15 protein-coding genes are annotated in these 17,925 nt (G+C 64.5%); 14 read left to right on the forward strand and 1 reads right to left on the reverse strand.

All coding sequences use genetic code 11. The features are described 5' to 3' along the window. Positions 1-7: 7 nt before the first annotated feature. The 14 genes from VKT51_04870 (at position 8) to VKT51_04935 (ending at position 16,336) form a co-directional block, all read left to right on the forward strand. Complete coding sequence (locus tag VKT51_04870) at positions 8-1,297, forward strand: aspartate aminotransferase family protein (GenBank protein ID HLJ83485.1); 1,290 nt, start codon at positions 8-10, stop codon at positions 1,295-1,297. 36 nt (positions 1,298-1,333) lie between these two features. Next, positions 1,334-2,911, forward strand: a complete 1,578-nt coding sequence (gene guaA / locus VKT51_04875) for a glutamine-hydrolyzing GMP synthase (protein HLJ83486.1) — start codon at positions 1,334-1,336, stop codon at positions 2,909-2,911. Then, on the forward strand, positions 2,908-4,134 hold the full coding sequence (locus tag VKT51_04880; GenBank protein ID HLJ83487.1) for a GGDEF domain-containing protein: 1,227 nt from the start codon (positions 2,908-2,910) through the stop codon (positions 4,132-4,134). The genes guaA and VKT51_04880 overlap by 4 nt, the downstream gene beginning before the upstream one ends. After that, entirely contained in the window at positions 4,131-5,408 is a 1,278-nt protein-coding gene (purD, locus tag VKT51_04885; GenBank protein HLJ83488.1) for a phosphoribosylamine--glycine ligase, read from the forward strand. The genes VKT51_04880 and purD overlap by 4 nt, the downstream gene beginning before the upstream one ends. Continuing rightward, complete coding sequence (locus VKT51_04890; protein ID HLJ83489.1) at positions 5,405-5,899, forward strand: hypothetical protein; 495 nt, start codon at positions 5,405-5,407, stop codon at positions 5,897-5,899. The genes purD and VKT51_04890 overlap by 4 nt, the downstream gene beginning before the upstream one ends. A 73-nt stretch (positions 5,900-5,972) precedes the next feature. Further along, positions 5,973-7,424, forward strand: coding sequence for an amidophosphoribosyltransferase (gene purF, locus VKT51_04895; protein HLJ83490.1), 1,452 nt, complete (start codon positions 5,973-5,975; stop codon positions 7,422-7,424). Between the two features lie 115 nt (positions 7,425-7,539). Continuing rightward, positions 7,540-9,837 (forward strand): bifunctional salicylyl-CoA 5-hydroxylase/oxidoreductase, encoded by a 2,298-nt coding sequence (locus tag VKT51_04900; GenBank protein ID HLJ83491.1) that lies wholly within the window; start codon positions 7,540-7,542, stop codon positions 9,835-9,837. Beyond that, positions 9,834-10,610, forward strand: coding sequence for an SDR family NAD(P)-dependent oxidoreductase (locus VKT51_04905; GenBank protein HLJ83492.1), 777 nt, complete (start codon positions 9,834-9,836; stop codon positions 10,608-10,610). The genes VKT51_04900 and VKT51_04905 overlap by 4 nt, the downstream gene beginning before the upstream one ends. Then, positions 10,607-11,134 (forward strand): MarR family transcriptional regulator, encoded by a 528-nt coding sequence (locus VKT51_04910; GenBank protein HLJ83493.1) that lies wholly within the window; start codon positions 10,607-10,609, stop codon positions 11,132-11,134. The genes VKT51_04905 and VKT51_04910 overlap by 4 nt, the downstream gene beginning before the upstream one ends. Then, a complete protein-coding gene (locus tag VKT51_04915) occupies positions 11,134-11,958 on the forward strand; it encodes an enoyl-CoA hydratase family protein (GenBank protein HLJ83494.1) in 825 nt (274 codons plus the stop codon). The genes VKT51_04910 and VKT51_04915 overlap by 1 nt, the downstream gene beginning before the upstream one ends. Then, positions 11,958-13,163: an acyl-CoA dehydrogenase family protein gene (locus VKT51_04920; protein ID HLJ83495.1), complete on the forward strand. Its 1,206-nt coding sequence runs from the start codon at positions 11,958-11,960 to the stop codon at positions 13,161-13,163. The genes VKT51_04915 and VKT51_04920 overlap by 1 nt, the downstream gene beginning before the upstream one ends. Continuing rightward, on the forward strand, positions 13,160-14,776 hold the full coding sequence (locus VKT51_04925) for a benzoate-CoA ligase family protein (GenBank protein HLJ83496.1): 1,617 nt from the start codon (positions 13,160-13,162) through the stop codon (positions 14,774-14,776). Before VKT51_04920 ends, VKT51_04925 begins: the two co-directional genes overlap by 4 nt. 1 nt (position 14,777) lies before the next feature. Continuing rightward, entirely contained in the window at positions 14,778-15,170 is a 393-nt protein-coding gene (locus VKT51_04930; protein ID HLJ83497.1) for a RidA family protein, read from the forward strand. Then, the gene (locus VKT51_04935) at positions 15,167-16,336 is read left to right on the forward strand and encodes an acyl-CoA dehydrogenase (GenBank protein HLJ83498.1); all 1,170 of its coding nucleotides are present in this window, start codon (positions 15,167-15,169) and stop codon (positions 16,334-16,336) included. The genes VKT51_04930 and VKT51_04935 overlap by 4 nt, the downstream gene beginning before the upstream one ends. 105 nt (positions 16,337-16,441) lie before the next feature. Here VKT51_04935 and VKT51_04940 read toward each other — a convergent pair. Then, positions 16,442-17,925 (reverse strand): tetratricopeptide repeat protein (locus tag VKT51_04940; GenBank protein HLJ83499.1); only part of this gene is annotated, 1,484 nt, incomplete at its 5' end.

The raw sequence follows: 17,925 nt of genomic DNA on the forward strand, positions 1-17,925 counted from the left end.
TGCGCGCATGCAGACCGTAGAGCTATCGATAGCCGATAAGTACCGGCGCTACGTCAACACGTATTTCTTGAAGAAGGTCCAGCCGATCGTGATCGACCGGGCCGAGGGAGCGACGGTCTGGGATGAGAGCGGCCGCGCGTACGTGGACTTGTACTCCGGCATATCGGTCGTCAACGCCGGCCACAACCGGCCCGAGGTCATCGATGCCGCCATCGCGCAGATGCGCAAGCTCATCCACTGCAATTCCTACATCTACCATAATAAGCCCACAGCGGACTTCGCGGAAGCGCTCGCGTCGATCATGCCGAGCCCAGACCTACGCGTCTCGTTCTTCGGCTCGAGCGGCGCCGAGGCGGTTGAAGGCGCCATGCGGATCGCAAAACAGTTCACGAAGCGCACGGAGTTCGTCGCGCTGGAGATGTCGTTTCACGGCCGCACCGCCGCCACGCTCAGCGTGACCGGCAATTGGAATCGCAAGAAGGGCGGCGGACCGTACATGCCAGGCGTCGCGTTTGCACCCGCGCCGTTCGCCTATCGGAGCGAGCACGGTGCAGATCCGGAACGGTTGGCGCGCGAAGCCGCCGATGCGATCGAATGGGTCATCGACACGCAGACGTCTGGTTCGGTGGCCGCGTTCATCGCGGAGCCGGTCATGGGCGAGGGCGGCATCATCGTGCCGCCGCCGAACTACTTCAAATACGTGAAAGAAATCCTCGACCGGCGCGGCATTTTGTTCATCGCCGACGAGGTGCAGAGCGGATTCGGCCGCACGGGCAAAATGCTGGCCATCGAGCATTTCGGAGTCGTGCCGGATATCGTGGTCACGGCCAAGGGGATCGCCGATGGCTTCCCGCTTGCGGCGTTCACCACGCGCGAGGAGATCGCACGAGCCTTCACGCCGGGCGACCACCTCTCCACGTTCGGTGGTAATCCTGTCGCGTGCGCGGCGGCACTCGCCAATCTGGAAGTCCACCGCCGCGAGCGGCTTTCGGAGCGATCGGAAGAAAAAGGTGCGCGCACGCTCGCCTTGCTTCGCGAGCTCGCCGCCAAGCACAAAGCGATCGGCGATGTTCGCGGTGCCGGATTGATGATCGGCATCGAAATCGTCGCAGATCAAAAATCGAAATCGCCCGACGCTGCACGCGCGACGCTTATTCAAGATCGGTTGCTCACGGACGGCTTCTTGATCGGGCTGGGCGGATACCACGGCAACGTGCTGCGTCTGCAGCCGCCGCTCGTCATCTCGGACGAGGACCTAAACCGCGGCGTTCGCGCTCTCGATGCGGCGCTCGCGTAAAAAGGCGCTCCTGCGGCAACGCAGGAATTGACCGGGATGCAGCAAGCCACTCGGGAGGCGCCTCAGGTCTCGGTCGGCGCGGAGACCGTCATCATCCTTGATTTCGGCGCACAGTACGCGCAGCTTATCGCGCGACGCGTGCGCGAAGCCCACGTCTACTCAGAGATTCTTCCTTACGATACACCATGGGCCGAAATCGAGGCGCGCAATCCGGCGGCATTCATCTTGACCGGCGGCCCCGAATCGTGCATCGCGCCGGGCGCGCCGCATCTCCAGAAGCAGGTCCTCGACAGCGGGAAGCCCATCCTCGGCATCTGCTACGGATTGCAGGAGCTTGCGCGCATCTGCGGCGGTCGCGTCTCGCCCGGCACGACAAGCGAATACGGCAAGGCGGATCTCAAAGTTCTGGCGACGGATTCGCCATTGTTCGCCGGCGTCAGCGATCGATCGCAGGCATGGATGAATCACACCGACACGGTGACCGAGCTGCCGGCCGGATTCGTGCCGCTCGCTTCGACTTCGAACTGCGCGCTTGCCGCCGTCGGCGATCGGGCGCGAGGGCTCTATGGAGTACAGTTCCATCCCGAGGTGATGCACACCACGGATGGTCGCATCGTCTTAGACAATTTTCTGCGCCGCGTCGCCGGCTTGCGCGATCGATGGGAGATGTCGTCGTTTGCGACTCGAGCCATCGAAGAGATCCGACAACAGGTCGGCGACGCACGCGCGATCTGTGCGCTCTCCGGCGGTGTCGACAGCGCCGTCGCGGCGACGCTTGTCGCGCGTTCGATCGGCGACCGCCTCACGTGCATATTCGTCGATCACGGTTTGCTGCGCGAGCATGAAGCGGAAGAAGTGGTCGCGGCGTTTCGCGACGTCATGCACCTTGACGTCGTCGCAGTTGATGCGCGCGACCGCTTCTTACGTGCCCTGACCGGCGTCAGCGATCCGGAAGAGAAACGAAAGATCATCGGCCGCGAGTTCATCGCCGTGTTCGAAGAGCATGCGCGCGCGATTCCGGGCGTTGAATTCCTCGTCCAGGGTACGCTCTATCCGGATGTCATCGAGAGCAAGACCGCCGCAAGCAAGGTCGGTGCGAAGATCAAGACGCATCACAACGTTGGCGGACTTCCCGAGCGCATGGCGTTGCGGTTGATCGAGCCGCTGCGGCTGCTGTTCAAAGATGAAGTCCGTGCGCTCGGCCGCGAACTCGACTTGCCGGAGACGATCGTCGGCCGACAGCCATTCCCGGGACCGGGTCTTGCCGTCCGCGTCTTGGGCGCGGTGACCGAAGAACGCTTGCGAGTGCTGCGTCGCGCGGACGCCATCGCGCGCGAAGAGATCAAACGCGGTGCGACGCCCGAACCTTGGCAGTACTTCGCCGTGCTGACGCCGCTGCAAAGCGTCGGCGTGATGGGAGACGGACGGACGTATGCCGACTTGATCGCGATTCGCGCCGTGACCAGCGACGACGGCATGACCGCCGATTGGGCGCGCCTTCCATACGAAGTTCTGCAGAGGATATCCACGCGCATCGTCAACGAGGTTCCGGGCGTGAACCGCGTGGTCTACGACGTCACCTCGAAGCCGCCCGCGACCATCGAGTGGGAATGACGGATCTCGCCGCGCTTGCGGCGCCGATCATCGATACACGCTTTCGAGACCTATTCCAGCTGACGAGCGTCATCTCGCTCGTGTTCCAGATCAGCGTCACGGCGCTGATCGCGCTTGTCTCGTTCATCGTGTCGCGAGCTGTCCGGCGCGGGCTCTTTCCGTACTGGGCGAGCGGCTGGGCGTGTTACACGTGCTCGCTCGTGGCTATCTTACTGGCAAACCGCGTCACGGCGATAGCACCTGTCTTCTATTTTGCCTATTTCTTCTTTGAGTACGCAGCCATCGTTTTCATCTTCGCCGCCTGCCGCCACACCGCCGGCACCGATCTACCCAGCGGGCGCGTTTGGTCGACGCTTGTTCCGGCCGCCATCGTAGCGATCGTGCTCGTCGGGTTTCCGACGGTGTTCCTCTGGCGCTATACGTTTCACAACGGCATCCTCGGCTTTGGGTGGGCCGCCTGTCTTGTGGCGCTCTTGCCTGCCCTGCGCGAGCGCGCGAGCGGACCTGGCGTCCGCCTCACGGCAGCCGGTCTCGCGCTGCTCTCGCTCGACTATCTTCAGCATTGCGCCTCGAATTGGTACCTCCACGCGCAGCACGTCGCCTTGAGTCCCTACTATTATACTGTGACATCGCTGATCGACGGGATGTTCGAGCTCATGCTCGGTTTCGGAAGCGTCGTCGTGATCGTGGATAGGGTTCGCGCTGAATTGGCGGCGGCCAACGAAGGATTGCGTGTGGCGCACGACCGCACAGCGTCCGCGCTGAATCGCGATGCGCTGACTGGGGCGCTAAGCCGGTACTCGTTCGAACACGAACATCGCGAAGCCGAGAAGAGCGACCGGCGTGGTACGATCGTGGTGGTCGATCTCGACGGCCTCAAGCAGATCAACGACTCGCTGGGACACGCGACCGGCGACGCCGCCATTCGGGCGGTCGCGCGGGGACTTGCCGATCTCGTGCGCGGAGAAGACAAAGTCTATCGGCTCGGCGGCGACGAGTTCGTCGTCGTCATGCCGGGCATGCCGCTCGAATTGGCGCGAAGCCGGATGCAACGGCTCGACGATGCCATCAACGCGCGCATGGAACCCGGATCTTCGTGGCTCACCGTCAGTCACGGGCTTTCCGAATTCACCGGCGACGACACGGAGAGCGCGCTGACCGCGGCAGACGCGGCGATGTACGCGGAGAAGAGCGGTCGCAAGGCAGCCCAGGAGAAGGCGTGAAGGTTCTCGTCGTCGGCTCCGGCGCGCGCGAGCACGCGTTGGCGTGGAAACTCGCGCAGTCGCCGTCCGTCAAATCCGTGTGCGCCGCTCCCGGGAACGCCGGCACCGCATCGTACGGCGAGAACTGGACGGGCGTCGCCGTCACAGCGTCGCCGACGCTCGTGGAGCGCTCGGTCGCGGCGAAGATCGGCCTCGCGGTGATCGGCCCCGAAGCTGCTCTCGCAGCCGGCGTCTCGGATGCGTTGCGCGCCGCCGGCATTCCCACATTCGGACCGGGGCGAGCCGGCGCACGACTTGAGTCGAGCAAGGCGTATGCAAAACAGTTCATGGCGCGAAACGGCATACCCACGAGCCGCTTCCGCATCGCGCACGATGCAAAGCAAGCGCTGAAGCACCTGAATGAATGGGAATGGCAGGGCGTCGTCGTCAAAGCCGATGGCTTGGCTTCCGGAAAGGGCGTGGTCGTGTGCGACACGTCGGAAGAAGCAGCGGCGCTTGTCGAAGCGTGGTATCGCGACCATCGAGTGCCCGGCGGCGGCGCGACGATCGTGCTCGAAGAACGATTGACCGGCCCCGAAGCGTCGATCATGGTCGTCACTGACGGCGAGACCGCGCACATCTTCGCCCCCGCGTGCGACTACAAGCGCGCCGGCGACGCCGATTCCGGTCCGAACACCGGCGGCATGGGAGCGTATTCACCCGCATCGGACGTGTTGGACGAGCAAGCGCTTGCGCGCATTCGGCGCGAGGTGATAGATCCGGCACTCGACGGCTTGCGCCGCGACGGCATCGAGTACCGCGGATGCCTGTATGCGGGACTCATGATGACCGAGCGCGGACCGATGGTGCTTGAATTCAACGCCCGCTTCGGCGACCCGGAAACGCAAGTCGTGCTGCCGCGGCTCGAGAGCGATTTCGCCGAATTGCTGCTCGCCGCCGCGACCGGAACGCTCGCGAAGACCGCGCCGCCGGTATTTTCCAAAAACGCCTGCGTGGGCGTCGTGCTCACGACCGCCGGATACCCTGGAACTTCGACGCCGCTCGCAGGCTTGCCGGACGCCGAAATCTCGTCGTTTTGGGGCACGTCCACGCGGCACGGCTTGGTCGTCGACGCGGTCGGCGGCCGCGTGCTCACCGTCACGGCGCTTGGCACAACGATCGCCGAAGCGCGGATCAATGCCTACGAGGCTTGCGCAGCCTATGTCGGCAAGCTGCCGGACGGCACGACGCTGGTCTCTCGCCGTGATATCGCAGCGCGCGTCAAGATCGAATGACGACGAACGTCGACCGCGTCGCGAAAATGCGCATCGTTGCAGCGCTAGTCCTGTCGCTGCTCGCTGTCGGCTCGCCTCTGGGCGCTCGCGGTCGAAGTGAATACGGTGCGAGTCCGCCATCACCGACCCCGGCTCCCGCGTCGACGGAATGTTGGATTTACAAAGCAGCCTTCCCAGCGACGCGCGCCGCTTTCGAGAGCCAACATGTAACGCGCGCGGATCAGGCGGAGATCGAGAAGTGGGCGCGGCCGGCCTCGCCCGCGCAGACGAAGCTCGTCAAGGCGGCTTCGCCCTGGGCAGCGCCGCCGACGGCTGCCGAACTTGGTCTGGTTCGCTGGATGCGCGATGCCGAGGACGGCTCGATCTTGGTCTTCGTCGAGCGGCCGCTCTTCACCGCGGACTCGTCCGGCTATTCGCCGTGGCTCGCTCTGAATACCAATATGTTCATCAATCCCGTGAGTTGCGAGGTCGGCGCGTATCCGACCGCCTAGTGCCGCTTGTGCCGCAAAGGAAACGTTGACACTGCCGTGTCCATACGGTAGTGTCTGAAGTATGGACGTCGCGTTGCCGCAAGACTGGAACGGCTACCTTCCAAAGCCGCAGGGCAGCGAGGACGCGCTGCACGACGCCTGCGGAGTCTGCGGCATATACGCGCCTGGACAAGACGTGGCCCGCGCCACGTTTTTCGCGCTCTATGCCCTCCAGCATCGCGGCCAGGAAAGCGCCGGGATGGCCGTCTCGGACGGGGCCGTCCTGCGTTGTCATAAAGAGATGGGCCTCATCTCGCAGGTGTTCGACGAAGAGCACCTCGGCGCGCTTCCCGGCCATCTCTCCATCGGCCACACGCGTTATTCCACCAGCGGTTCCTCGGTCGTCTACAACGCGCAGCCGCTGCTGACGCACTGCGATCTGGGCTGGTTCGCGCTCGCGCACAACGGAAATCTCGTGAACACCGCGGCGCTGCGCGACGGCCTTCACGACACGACCGTGCCCACGAGCAATTCCGATACCGATATCATGGCTCGTTACATCGCCTCTGAGCCCGAAGGCGACATGGAAGAGCGCATCGTCCGCACGATGCAGCGCAGCATCGGCGCGTTCTCGATCGTGCTGTGCACCGAGACGCAGCTCTTCGGTTTCCGGGATCCGTGGGGCATCCGCCCGCTCTGCTTAGGAAAGTATGCGGGCGGCTGGATGCTCGCTTCAGAGTCCTGTGCGCTCTCAACCGTCGGTGCGGAATTCGTGCGCGAGGTAGAGCCGGGCGAGATCGTCGTGATCGACTCAGGCGGATTGCGCAGCCGCATGGTGCCCACCGAGCACAAGCGCGCCAACTGCATATTCGAATACATCTATTTCTCGCGTCCGGACACGGTGTACGCGGGTCGCGAGTTGTATCTCGCGCGCTACCGCATGGGTCGCGAGCTTGCGAAGGAACATGCCGTCGAAGCCGACGTCGTGATGGGCGTGCCGGATAGCGCCACTGCAGCCGCGATAGGCTACTCCGATGAATCGGGTCTGCCGTACATCGAAGGCTTGATGAAGAACCGGTATATCGGCCGCACGTTCATCCAGCCGGATCAGCAGATCCGCGCGCAAGGCGTCAAACTGAAATTCAATCCGTTGCTCGCAAATCTCAACGGGCGCCGCGTTGTGCTCGTGGATGATTCGATCGTGCGCGGCACCACCACGCGTCAGCTCGTCGCGCTCCTGCGGCGGTCGGGCGCGAGAGAAGTACACGTTCGCATCACGAGCCCTCCGATGCGCCATCCATGCTTCTTAGGCGTTGACACAGCGACGTACGATCAACTCATCGCTGCGAATATGACCGTACCGCAGATCCGCGAGACGATCGGCGCCGATTCCTTGGGTTATCTCAGTCTCGACGGATTGATCGCCGCAACCGAGCGCGACCGCCACGAGATGTGCACGGGTTGCTTCACGGGCAAATATCCCGAAGGTATCGACGAGGAATTGGTAGACGTCGTACGCCGCCCGACCGCCGAGGCCGTCCCTTAGTCGCCCGCATAGAGACAGGCGGACCATAAAGGTCCGCCCTACATCCGGATTCTTGCAAAATAGCTTTAAATATCATATATTTAGGCTCAAAGCACTTATCCCGGCGGAGTAGCGAATGCGCATCGTCTGCATCGGCGGAGGTCCGGCTGGGCTCTACTTCGCCCTGCTGATGAAGCGCGCTCGGCCCGATGCCTCCGTCAAGGTCATCGAGCGCAACCGCCCCGGCGATACATTCGGCTGGGGCGTCGTCTTTTCGGATCAGACACTCGGCAATCTGGCCGCGGCCGATCCCCCGAGCTACCTCGCGATCATCAAGGACTTCGTCCGTTGGGACGACATCGACATCCACTTCCGCGGCCGCGTCATCACCGCAGGTGGCCAAGGTTTCTGCGGTATCGCCCGCAAGAAGCTGCTCGCCGTGCTGCAGCAGCGGGCGCGAGACGTCGGCGTCGATCTGGTTTTCAGGACCGAAGTCACGGATCTCGCTGAATTCGGCGACGCCGACGTCGTGATCCTGAGCGACGGTGCGAATAGCGCGATGCGGCGCCTCTACGCCAGCACGTTTCAGCCGGCGCTGCACGAGCGGCGCTGCCGCTACGTTTGGCTCGGCACCCACAAGCGGTTCGACGCGTTCACCTTCGCGTTCGAGAAGACCGATGCCGGATGGTTCCAGATCCACGCTTACCGCTTTGACCACGACACGGGTACGGTCATCGTCGAGACGCGCGAGGAGACGTGGCGGGCTGCCGGCCTTGAAGGAGCGGACACGAAGCGCACGATCGAATTTTGCGAGGCGCTGTTCGGGAAGTATCTCGACGGCGGCGGCTTGATGAGCAACGCCGCGCACCTCGCGAACCCGTGGCTGAAATTCGTGCAGGTGAGCAACAAACATTGGCACGCGGGCAATCTCGTCTTGCTCGGCGACGCCGCTCATACCGCGCACTTCTCGGTCGGGTCGGGAACGAAACTCGCGATGGAAGACGCGATCGTGCTCGCGCGCGAGCTCGCCGGCGGCGGCGACATAACGAAGGCATTCGAGAACTACGAAGCCGAGCGCCGCATCGAAGTGCTGAAGCTCCAAAACGCGGCGCGCAACAGCCTGGAATGGTTCGAAAACGTCGACCGCTATGCACGCCTCGAACCCGAACAATTCGCCTACAGCCTGCTCACGCGCAGCCAGCGCGTCGGACACGCAAATCTCAAACTGCGCGATGCACGATATGTCGAAGGAATGGAGAAGTGGGTCGCTCGGCACGCAGACGGCGGCGCGGCGCCTTCATCGCGCCGCCCGGAAGCCGTTCCGCCGATGTTCACGCCGTTTCGCATCGGCTCGATGCGCGTCGAGAATCGCGTCGCCGTCTCACCGATGGCGATGTACAGCGCCGTCGACGGCACGCCCAACGATTTCCACTTCGTCCATTTCGGGTCGCGCGCGCTTGGCGGCGCAGGACTCATCTTCACGGAGATGACATGCGTCACGGCCGACGGGCGAATCTCGCCCGGCTGCTGCGGCATGTTCGATCCGGCGCACGAGACGGCGTGGCGCCGCATCGTCGAATTTGTGCACGAACGCTCGAGCGCGAAGTTCGCGCTGCAGCTCGGGCACGCTGGGCCAAAGGGAAGCACCCAACTCGGCTGGCAAGATGCCGACGAGCCATTGCGCGAAGGGAATTGGCCGCTTATCGCGCCGTCTGCGCTGGCGTGGGGACCGGCGAATCAGGTTCCAAGGGCGATGACGCGTTCGGATATGGACGCCGTCAAAGCCGCTTTCGTGCGCGCGGCGCAGATGGGCGCCCGCTGCGGTTTTGACATGCTCGAACTGCACTGCGCGCACGGCTATCTGCTTTCCGCGTTCATCACCCCGCTCAGCAATCGCCGCACCGACGAATATGGCGGCTCGCTCGAAGGCAGACTGCGTTTCCCGCTCGAGGTGTTCGCCGCGATTCGCGCGGTCTGGCCGCGCGAGAAGCCCATGTCGGTGCGTATCTCCGCCACGGATTGGGTCGACGACGGGATCTCGGGCGAAGACTCTGTCGCGATCGCCGCTGCATTCAAAGCGGCCGGCGCGGATCTCATCGATGTCTCCGCCGGTCAGACGTCGCGCAAGGCGCAGCCGGTCTACGGTCGCATGTTCCAAACCCCATACTCGGACCGGATCCGCAATGAGGTCGGCATCGCAACGATGGCCGTCGGCAACATCACAGAACCCGATCAAGTCAACGGCATCATCGCGGCCGGACGCGCAGACCTGTGCGCGCTTGCGCGTCCGCACCTCGCCGATCCGTATTGGACGCTGCACGCTGCGGCGAGTCTGGGTTACGACGGCGTGAAGTGGCCCGATCAGTACCTCACCGGCCGCGATCAGCTGCTGCGGAATCTCGCACGAGCCGCGCAAACGGGGACAAACGCATGAGCGAATCACTCGCCGGCAAACACGCGCTCATCACGGGCGGCGGCGGCGGCATTGGATCCGCGATAGCCGCGGCGCTGCACGATCTCGGCGCGCGGGTGACACTCGCGGGCCGCACGCAGGCGACGCTTGACGCCAGCGCACAAAGGCTCGGCGACGCGGGGCGGGTGTGCACCGTGCTGGCAGACGTGACCGACGAAGCCGCGGTCACAACGATGTTCGCGCAGGCGCGCGCGGCGCTGGGGCGCATCGACATTCTCGTGAACAACGCGGGGGCCGCCTTCAGCATGCCGTTCGCGAAGACCAGCTTGAGCGAATGGGAGCGCATGCTGGCCGTGAACCTCACGAGCGCATTTCTCTGCTCGCGCGAGGGGCTGCCGCCGATGGTGGATGCTCGTGACGGGCGCGTGGTCAACGTCGCGAGCGTAGCCGGACTTGCCGGGGCGCCGTACATCAGCGCGTACTGCGCCGCAAAACACGGGCTCGTCGGCTTGACGCGCGCGCTCGCGATGGAGGTCGCCGCAAGCGGCGTCACCGTCAACGCCGTCTGCCCGGGCTACACCGACACGGACATGGTACGCGCCGCCACGTCGAACATCGTCGCGAAGACCGGTCGAACGCCGGACGCGGCTCGCAAACTCCTTGTCGAACGCAACCCTCAGGGCCGCCTCGTCCGCCCGGAAGAGGTGGCAGACGCGGTGGTCTGGCTATGCCAGCCCGGCGCTTCTGCGATCACGGCACAAGCTATGGCGGTAGCAGGCGGAGAACAGCAATGATCGCACGCACGAATGGAGCTCAACGCGTTCGGATAGAGCAGCAGGCCGATGCCGAGTCCCGCGCCGCCGATGAGCATCATCTCGCGTTGCGGGTCTGGCTTCGGTTCTTGGCGTGCACGAATATCGTGCAGGGCCGCACGCGCGCGGCGCTTCGGCAAGAATTCGACAGCACGTTGCCTCGTTTTGATCTGATGGCGCAACTCGAGCGCTTCCCCTCGGGCTTGAAGATGAGCGATATCTCCAAACGCATGATGGTCACCGGCGGGAACGTCACCGGCATCACGGACCAGCTCGTCAGCGAAGGACTTGTGAGCCGCCGGTCGGCACCGCTCGATCGCCGCGCCTACACGGTGCGCCTGACGCCGGCTGGGCGCCGCGCGTTCCGCGAGATGGCGCGCGCGCACGAACGCTGGATCGTCTCCATGTTCGGCGGCCTGACGAAATCCGAGACGGGGCAACTGCACGCACTGCTCGCAAAGCTCAAGCAGCATCTCATGTCGCGGCCGAACGGAGCGGCTTCGTGATGGCAGATCACATCGGCGATCCCGCGAGGTACGCAGCCAAGAATTTTCGCTTTGCGGTGACGGATCGCGTGGCCACCCTGACGCTCGATCGGCCGGAGCGCAAGAACCCGTTGACGTTCGACTCATACGCCGAGATGCGCGATCTATTCCAGGCGCTGGCACGATCGCGAGATGTCCGAGCCGTGGTCCTCACGGGCGCGGGCGGCAATTTCTGTTCCGGCGGCGATGTGCACGAGATCATCGCGCCGCTTCTCTCGATGAATCCGACCGACCAACTCGCGTTCACCACGATGACCGGCGACCTCGTGAAAGCGATGCGGGCGTGCCCGCAGCCCATCGTCGCGGCGGTGGACGGCGCCTGCGCCGGCGCCGGCGCGATCTTGGCTCTGGCATCGGATCTGCGGTACGGCACCTCGCGGGCGAAGGTGGCGTTCCTTTTCGTCAAGGTTGGTCTAGCCGGCTGCGACATGGGCGCCTGCGCCATGCTTCCTCGCGTCGTCGGATTGGGCCGCGCCGCCGAGCTTCTCTTCACGGGCCGAACCCTGAGCGGGGACGAGGGCGCCGCGTGGGGATTCTTCAATAGGCTCTGCGAGCCGGAGCGGCTTCTCGAGGCGGCGACGACCCTGGCCCGGGAGCTCGCGAACGGACCGGCCGCAGCGCATGCGCTGACGAAGAAGATGCTGCACGCCGAATGGGCGATGCCGCTCGACGAAGCGATCGATTCGGAAGCGCGCGCGCAAGCGCAGTGCATGCGCGGTAACGATTTCCGGCGGGCGTACGAAGCGTTCGCTGCAAAGCGTGCGCCGGCATTCGAAGGAGATTGATGAGCGACGCGAGTTACCGGTCCTGGCCGTTCTTCGACGATTCCCACCGCCGCCTCGCCGAATCGGTCGACGCGTGGGCCGATGAACACCTCCGATCGGCCGAAAGCGTCACCGCAGACACGGTACACGCGGCGTGCCGTCGATTTGTGGCGCTCTTCGGCCGGTCAGGCTGGCTGCGCTACTGCGTCCCAAAGGAGTTCGGCGGCGCAGCCGAACGGATCGACACTCGCTCGATCTGTCTCATCCGCGAGGCGCTCGCGCAACGCGATGCGCTTGCCGAATTTGCGTTCGCGATGCAAGGTCTTGGAAGTCATCCTATTTCGATGCACGGCAGCGACGAGGTCAAGCGGCGCTATCTGCCGCGCGTCGTCACTGGCGACGCTATCGCGGCCTTCGCAATTTCGGAGCGCGACGCGGGTACGGATGTCGGCGCGATGGCCACGAGCGCGAAGCGCGAAGGCGATCGCTACGTCTTGGACGGAGAGAAAACGTGGATATCCAACGGCGGAATCGCCGACTTCTACGTCGTGTTCGCGCGCACTGGTGAGGCACCGGGCAACAAAGGCCTGAGTGCCTTCGCCGTAGATGCGACTGCGCGGGGTCTCCGGGTCGCCGAACGCATCGACGTCATCGCCCCGCATCCGTTGGCGACGCTGCGTTTCGAGAACTGCAGCGTGCCCGCGAGCGATATGCTCGGCGAGCCGGGTGAAGGCTTTGCGATCGCCATGCGGACCCTTGATGCGTTCCGCCCGACCGTCGCGGCCGCTGCGCTGGGCATGGCGCGTCGCGCCCTCCACGAGGCCATCGGCCACGCGGCGCAGCGCGAGATGTTCGGTTCGAAGCTCATCGACTTCCAGTTGACCCAAGCGGCCGTGGCCGACATGGCCACGGGCGTCGACGTCAGCGCGCTCTTGACCTATCGGGCGGCTTGGACGCGCGATGTGCTCGCGCAAGCCGGCACCCGCGAATCGGCGATGGCGAAATTCACAGCCACCGAGACCGCGCAGGCCGTGATCGATCGCGCGCTCCAGCTATTCGGGGGGCTGGGGCTCGTGAGCGGCAATATCATCGAACGTCTCTATCGCGAGATCCGCGCGCTGCGCATCTATGAGGGCGCGACAGAAGTGCAGAAGCTCGTGGTCGCGCGCGAAACGCTGCGTGCCGCGGGCGGAGCGGCCGCACGGCCCGCCGCGGTGGTGCGATGACGGGGCGGAGCGCGCACGTCGACCGCTTCGCGGCCGACAACCTTCCGCCCATGGACCAGTGGCCTGATTTCATCTTCGAACTTCCGGAACTGCGTTACCCTGCGCAATTGAATTGCGCGCAGTCGCTGATCGACGGCCACATCGCAGCCGGTCGAGGCGAGCGCGCGGCGATCGTCGACGCTGCCGGCACGCGGACGTACGCACAATTGTCGGACGACGCGAATCGGATCGCGGGCGTGCTGCGGAACGACCTCGGCCTGGCTCCTGGCGCCAGGGTCCTTATCCGCGGCTTCAACAACGCGGTCTTTGCCGCGAGTTGGCTTGGCGTCGTCAAAGCGGGGTGCATCGCCGTGTCGACGATGCCGCTCCTTCGCTCGAAAGAACTCACCGAGGTCATCGAAAAAGCGCAAGTCGGCGCGGCGATATGCGACCGCAGGCTGGCGGAGGAGTTCGACCGCGCGGCGCGAGCATGCCCCACGATGCAACGCGTCGTCTATAGCCATGACGATGGAACGGACGGTCTCGCCGCACGGATGCGCCGGCAGACAGGCGCACCGCTCACCATCGACACCGCCGCCGACGACGTCTGCATGATCGCGTTCACATCCGGCACCACGGGCAAGCCGAAAGGCACGATGCACTTCCACCGCGATGTCCTCGCGATCTGCGATACGTTCTCGGCGAAATTGACGAAGCCGAGTGCCGACGACGTCTTCATGGGTTCGCCGCCGCTTGCATTCACGTTCGGTCTCGGCGGCGTTCTGCTTTTCCCGCTGCACGCGGGCGCATCGGTGGTCATGCTCGAGAAGCCGACGCCCGATGCGATGCTCGAAGCCGTCGCTCGACACCGCGTCACGACGTGCTATACAGCCCCGACCGCCTATCGAGCGATGACGCCGCTCGTCGCCGGCCACGATGTGTCGTCGCTGCACACATGTGTTTCGGCCGGCGAGATGTTGCCGATCGCGACCCGCGCGGCGTGGCGCGAGAAGACCGGCATCGATATCATCGACGGCATCGGATCCACCGAGATGCTGCACATCTTCATCGCCGCGGCCGGCGACGACATCCGCCCCGGCGCGACCGGCAAGCCTGTTCCAGGTTATAAAGCGTGCGTGCTCGATGACGACGGAAAGCCCGCGCCCAACGGGACCGTGGGGCGGCTTGCGGTCAAAGGGCCGACGGGATGCCGCTACTTGTCCGACGATCGTCAGCGGCAGTACGTCTCGGGCGGCTGGAATCTCACCGGCGATTCGTACATCGAAGACGCTGACGGCTATTTCTACTATCAGGCTCGCAGCGACGATATGATCATCTCCGCCGGCTACAACATCGCGGGGCCCGAGGTCGAATCAGCGCTGCTCACGCACGCCGACGTCCTCGAATGTGCGGTCGTCGGCATGCCGGACGAAGATCGCGGCATGATCGTCAAGGCGTTTGTCGTGTTGCGCGACGGTGTCGCAGGCGATGACGCTCTCGCCAAGCGCCTGCAGGATCACGTAAAGGCCGAGATCGCGCCATACAAGTATCCGCGCAGCATCGCATTCTTACCGGCGCTGCCGCGAACGGAAACGGGCAAGTTGCAGCGCTTCAAGCTGCGCCAGGGGACATGAGATGAAAATCCTATCGCCTGCCGGTCTCGCCGAGCCTCGGGGCTACGCGCACGGCGTTTCGTGCGACGGCGCGATCGTCTTCGTCAGCGGACAGATCGGCTGGAACGACGATCGCTCGTTCACCGCATCGGACATCGCCGGTCAGGTGCGACAAGCGCTCACGAACATCGTGCGCATCCTCGCTGTGGCGAGCGCGCGACCCCACCACATCGCGCGCATGACGTGGTACGTCACCGACAAACGCGCGTACCTCGCGGCGCAGAACGACATCGGCGTGGCGTATCGGGAAGTCATCGGCCGCCACTACCCCGCGATGTCTGTGGTCGAGGTGCGAGCGCTCGTGGAGGACGCTGCGCTGGTCGAGATCGAGGCGACCGCCGTGGTTCCGCGATGAACGCTTTCGCATGGCACGATCCGCTCCGCTTCGACGCGCTGCTGCAAGACGACGAGCGGCACGTGCGCGACGCCGCCCGCGCGTACTGCAAGGAGAAACTCTTCCCGCGCGTTCTGGAAGCGAACCGGCACGAGCGCTTCGACGGCGAGATATTGCGCGAAATGGGCGCGCTCGGATTTCTTGGATCCACCATCGAGGGCTATGGCTGTGCGGGCGTGAGCCACGTCTGCTACGGTCTTGTTGCGCGCGAAGTCGAGCGAGTGGACAGCGGTTACCGGTCGGCGATGAGCGTGCAGTCGAGTCTCGTGATGCATCCGATTCACGCTTATGGGACTGAAGAGCAGCGTGCGCGGCTGCTTCCGGCGCTCGCGCGCGGCGAACTTGTGGGCTGCTTCGGCCTCACGGAACCCGACCACGGCTCCGATCCGGCGAGCATGGTCACGCGCGCCCGCAAAACATCCGGCGGCTATACACTCAGCGGCGCGAAGACCTGGATCACGAACTCGCCGATCGCCGATGTGTTCATCGTGTGGGCGAAAGACGACGCCGATGTCATCCGCGGATTCATCCTTGAGAAAGGGATGAAAGGCTTGCAGGCGCCGCCGATCCAGGGGAAGTTCAGCCTGCGAGCGTCGAGCACCGGCATGATCAGCATGGACGACGTCTTCGTCCCCGACGCGAACTACCTGCCCGGAGCCGCCGGGCTCGCGGGGCCGTTCGGCTGCCTGAACAAAGCGCGCTACGGCATCGCGTGGGGTGCGCTCGGCGCAGCGGAGTTCTGTTGGCACGCGGCGCGCAAGTACGTGCTGGAGCGATCCCAGTTCGGCAGGCCGCTGGCGGCCGCGCAGCTCATCCAAGTGAAGTTAGCCGACATGCAGACGGAGATCGCGCTCGGACTTCACGCCGTCCTCCAGCTTGGGCGGCTTTTCGATCAGGGCGAAGCCACTCCCGAGATGGTTTCGATGCTCAAGCGGAACTCATGCGGCAAAGCTCTTGAGATCGCGCGTGCTGCGCGAGACATGCATGGGGGAAACGGCATCTCCGATGAGTTCCACGTGATCCGGCACGTGATGAATCTCGAAGCGGTCAACACGTACGAGGGCACGCACGACATCCACGCGCTGATCCTCGGCCGCGCGATAACGGGCATCCAAGCCTTCAACTGATGTAGGGCGGACCTTTACGGTCCGCCGGTTGACCGAAGGGGCCGACGTCAGTCGGCCCTAGCGACCGAAACGAGGGCCGACTGACGTCGGCCCGTTCAGAACAGTCTAGCCGCCGCCGGAGTCGTCCACCGGCGCTTCAGGTTCGGGCGCGGGCTCAGAGTATGACTCCGATGACGAATCGGACGACGAGTAGTTGGCGTCATCCTGTGCTTGCGCCGCTGCAGCTTCTTGATCCGCCTGATTGTACTCAGCGTCTTGTTGTGCTTGAGCGGCGTCGTTTTCGGCCTGCTGCTGAGCGTACTGCGCATCTTCGACCGCCGCTTGCGCTTGGTCTTTGTCGTCTTGTTCGCTCGCTTGCGCGGAACTGAGTCCCCACGACATGCATTCGGAGTAGTAGTCGGAGCCGGAATCGTAGTGGCTGCCGCAGGTCTGAGAAAGTTGCGCGTACGCGTCACCGGTCGGGGCCGGCGACGGTTCTTCCATCGCGGTGGTCAGGTTGGAAAGCTCCGGCTGCCACTGCGGAACGTCGCGGTTCTGATCCACCCAGGAGATGAGCCACGTCCGATTCTGTTTCGCGAGCGCAAGATCCGGAGAGAAGTGCAGCGCCATCGCATAGTCGGCGAAGGCTCCGCGGATGTCGCCGATGTTCTGGCGCGCATAGCCGCGATTGTTGTATGCCATCGCGTAGCTGGGGACGTACTTGATCGCGGCCGACGCGTCGGCGATCCCATCACGAAAGTCGCCTTGATTGATGTTCGTCCGGCTTCGGTCGACGAACGCCTCGGCGAAGTGCGGCGCGATATGGATGGCGCGCGTGCAATCGTACATCGCGTCGCTGTAGTCGGAGACGTCGTTATACGCGTCGCAGCGCTGATCGAAAAGCCAGGCGTTGTTCGAATCGAGACGAAGGGCGGCCGTAAAGTCCGCGATGGCGTCCGAATAGTCTCGCAAGTCTGACTCCGCCACGCCGCGGTCGGCATAGGCCAAAGGATAGCTGCGCGTGATGCGCAGCGCCGAGTTGAAGTCGTCGATCGATTGCCGCGGATTGCCGGTCTGGATGCGCGCCCACCCCAATAACGTGTAGGCCTGCGCGGTGCGCGCGCCTTCGGCGAACGCTTTCACGTATTCGAGTATCGCGTCGTGGTAGCGGCCTGTCTGTGCGTACGAAAAACCGATGTTCAAGCGGGCCAGCGCCGACGCCGGCTTCAGCGCGAGCGCCGCTCGCTCGTCGGACAGCGCCGAGGTGTAGTCGGCGAGGTACTCGTCTGCTATTCCGCCGTAGAGATATGCGTAGTAACGCGTCAGCGACGGCAGCGGCGAGCCGCTGTCTGCTTTGCTGAGCGCGGTGTGAAAGTCCGCGACCACCGCGCGATATTGCCCCATACGATACTCGACCGCGCCTCTATCGTACAATGCGACGGCCGAATCCGGATCCGCGCTAAGCGCGGCATTGTAATCTGCGAGCGCGCCGTGCGCATCGCCACGATTCATTTTCGCCAGACCGCTCGCGATGAGCGGGGCCGCTTTGTCGCGGGCGGCCTTCGCCGCGGCGGCAGCGTTCGCGTGGTGCGCACAGCCGGAGACGATGA

Source organism: Candidatus Eremiobacteraceae bacterium (assembly GCA_035295225.1).
Classification (GTDB): Bacteria; Vulcanimicrobiota; Vulcanimicrobiia; order Eremiobacterales; family Eremiobacteraceae; genus JABCYQ01.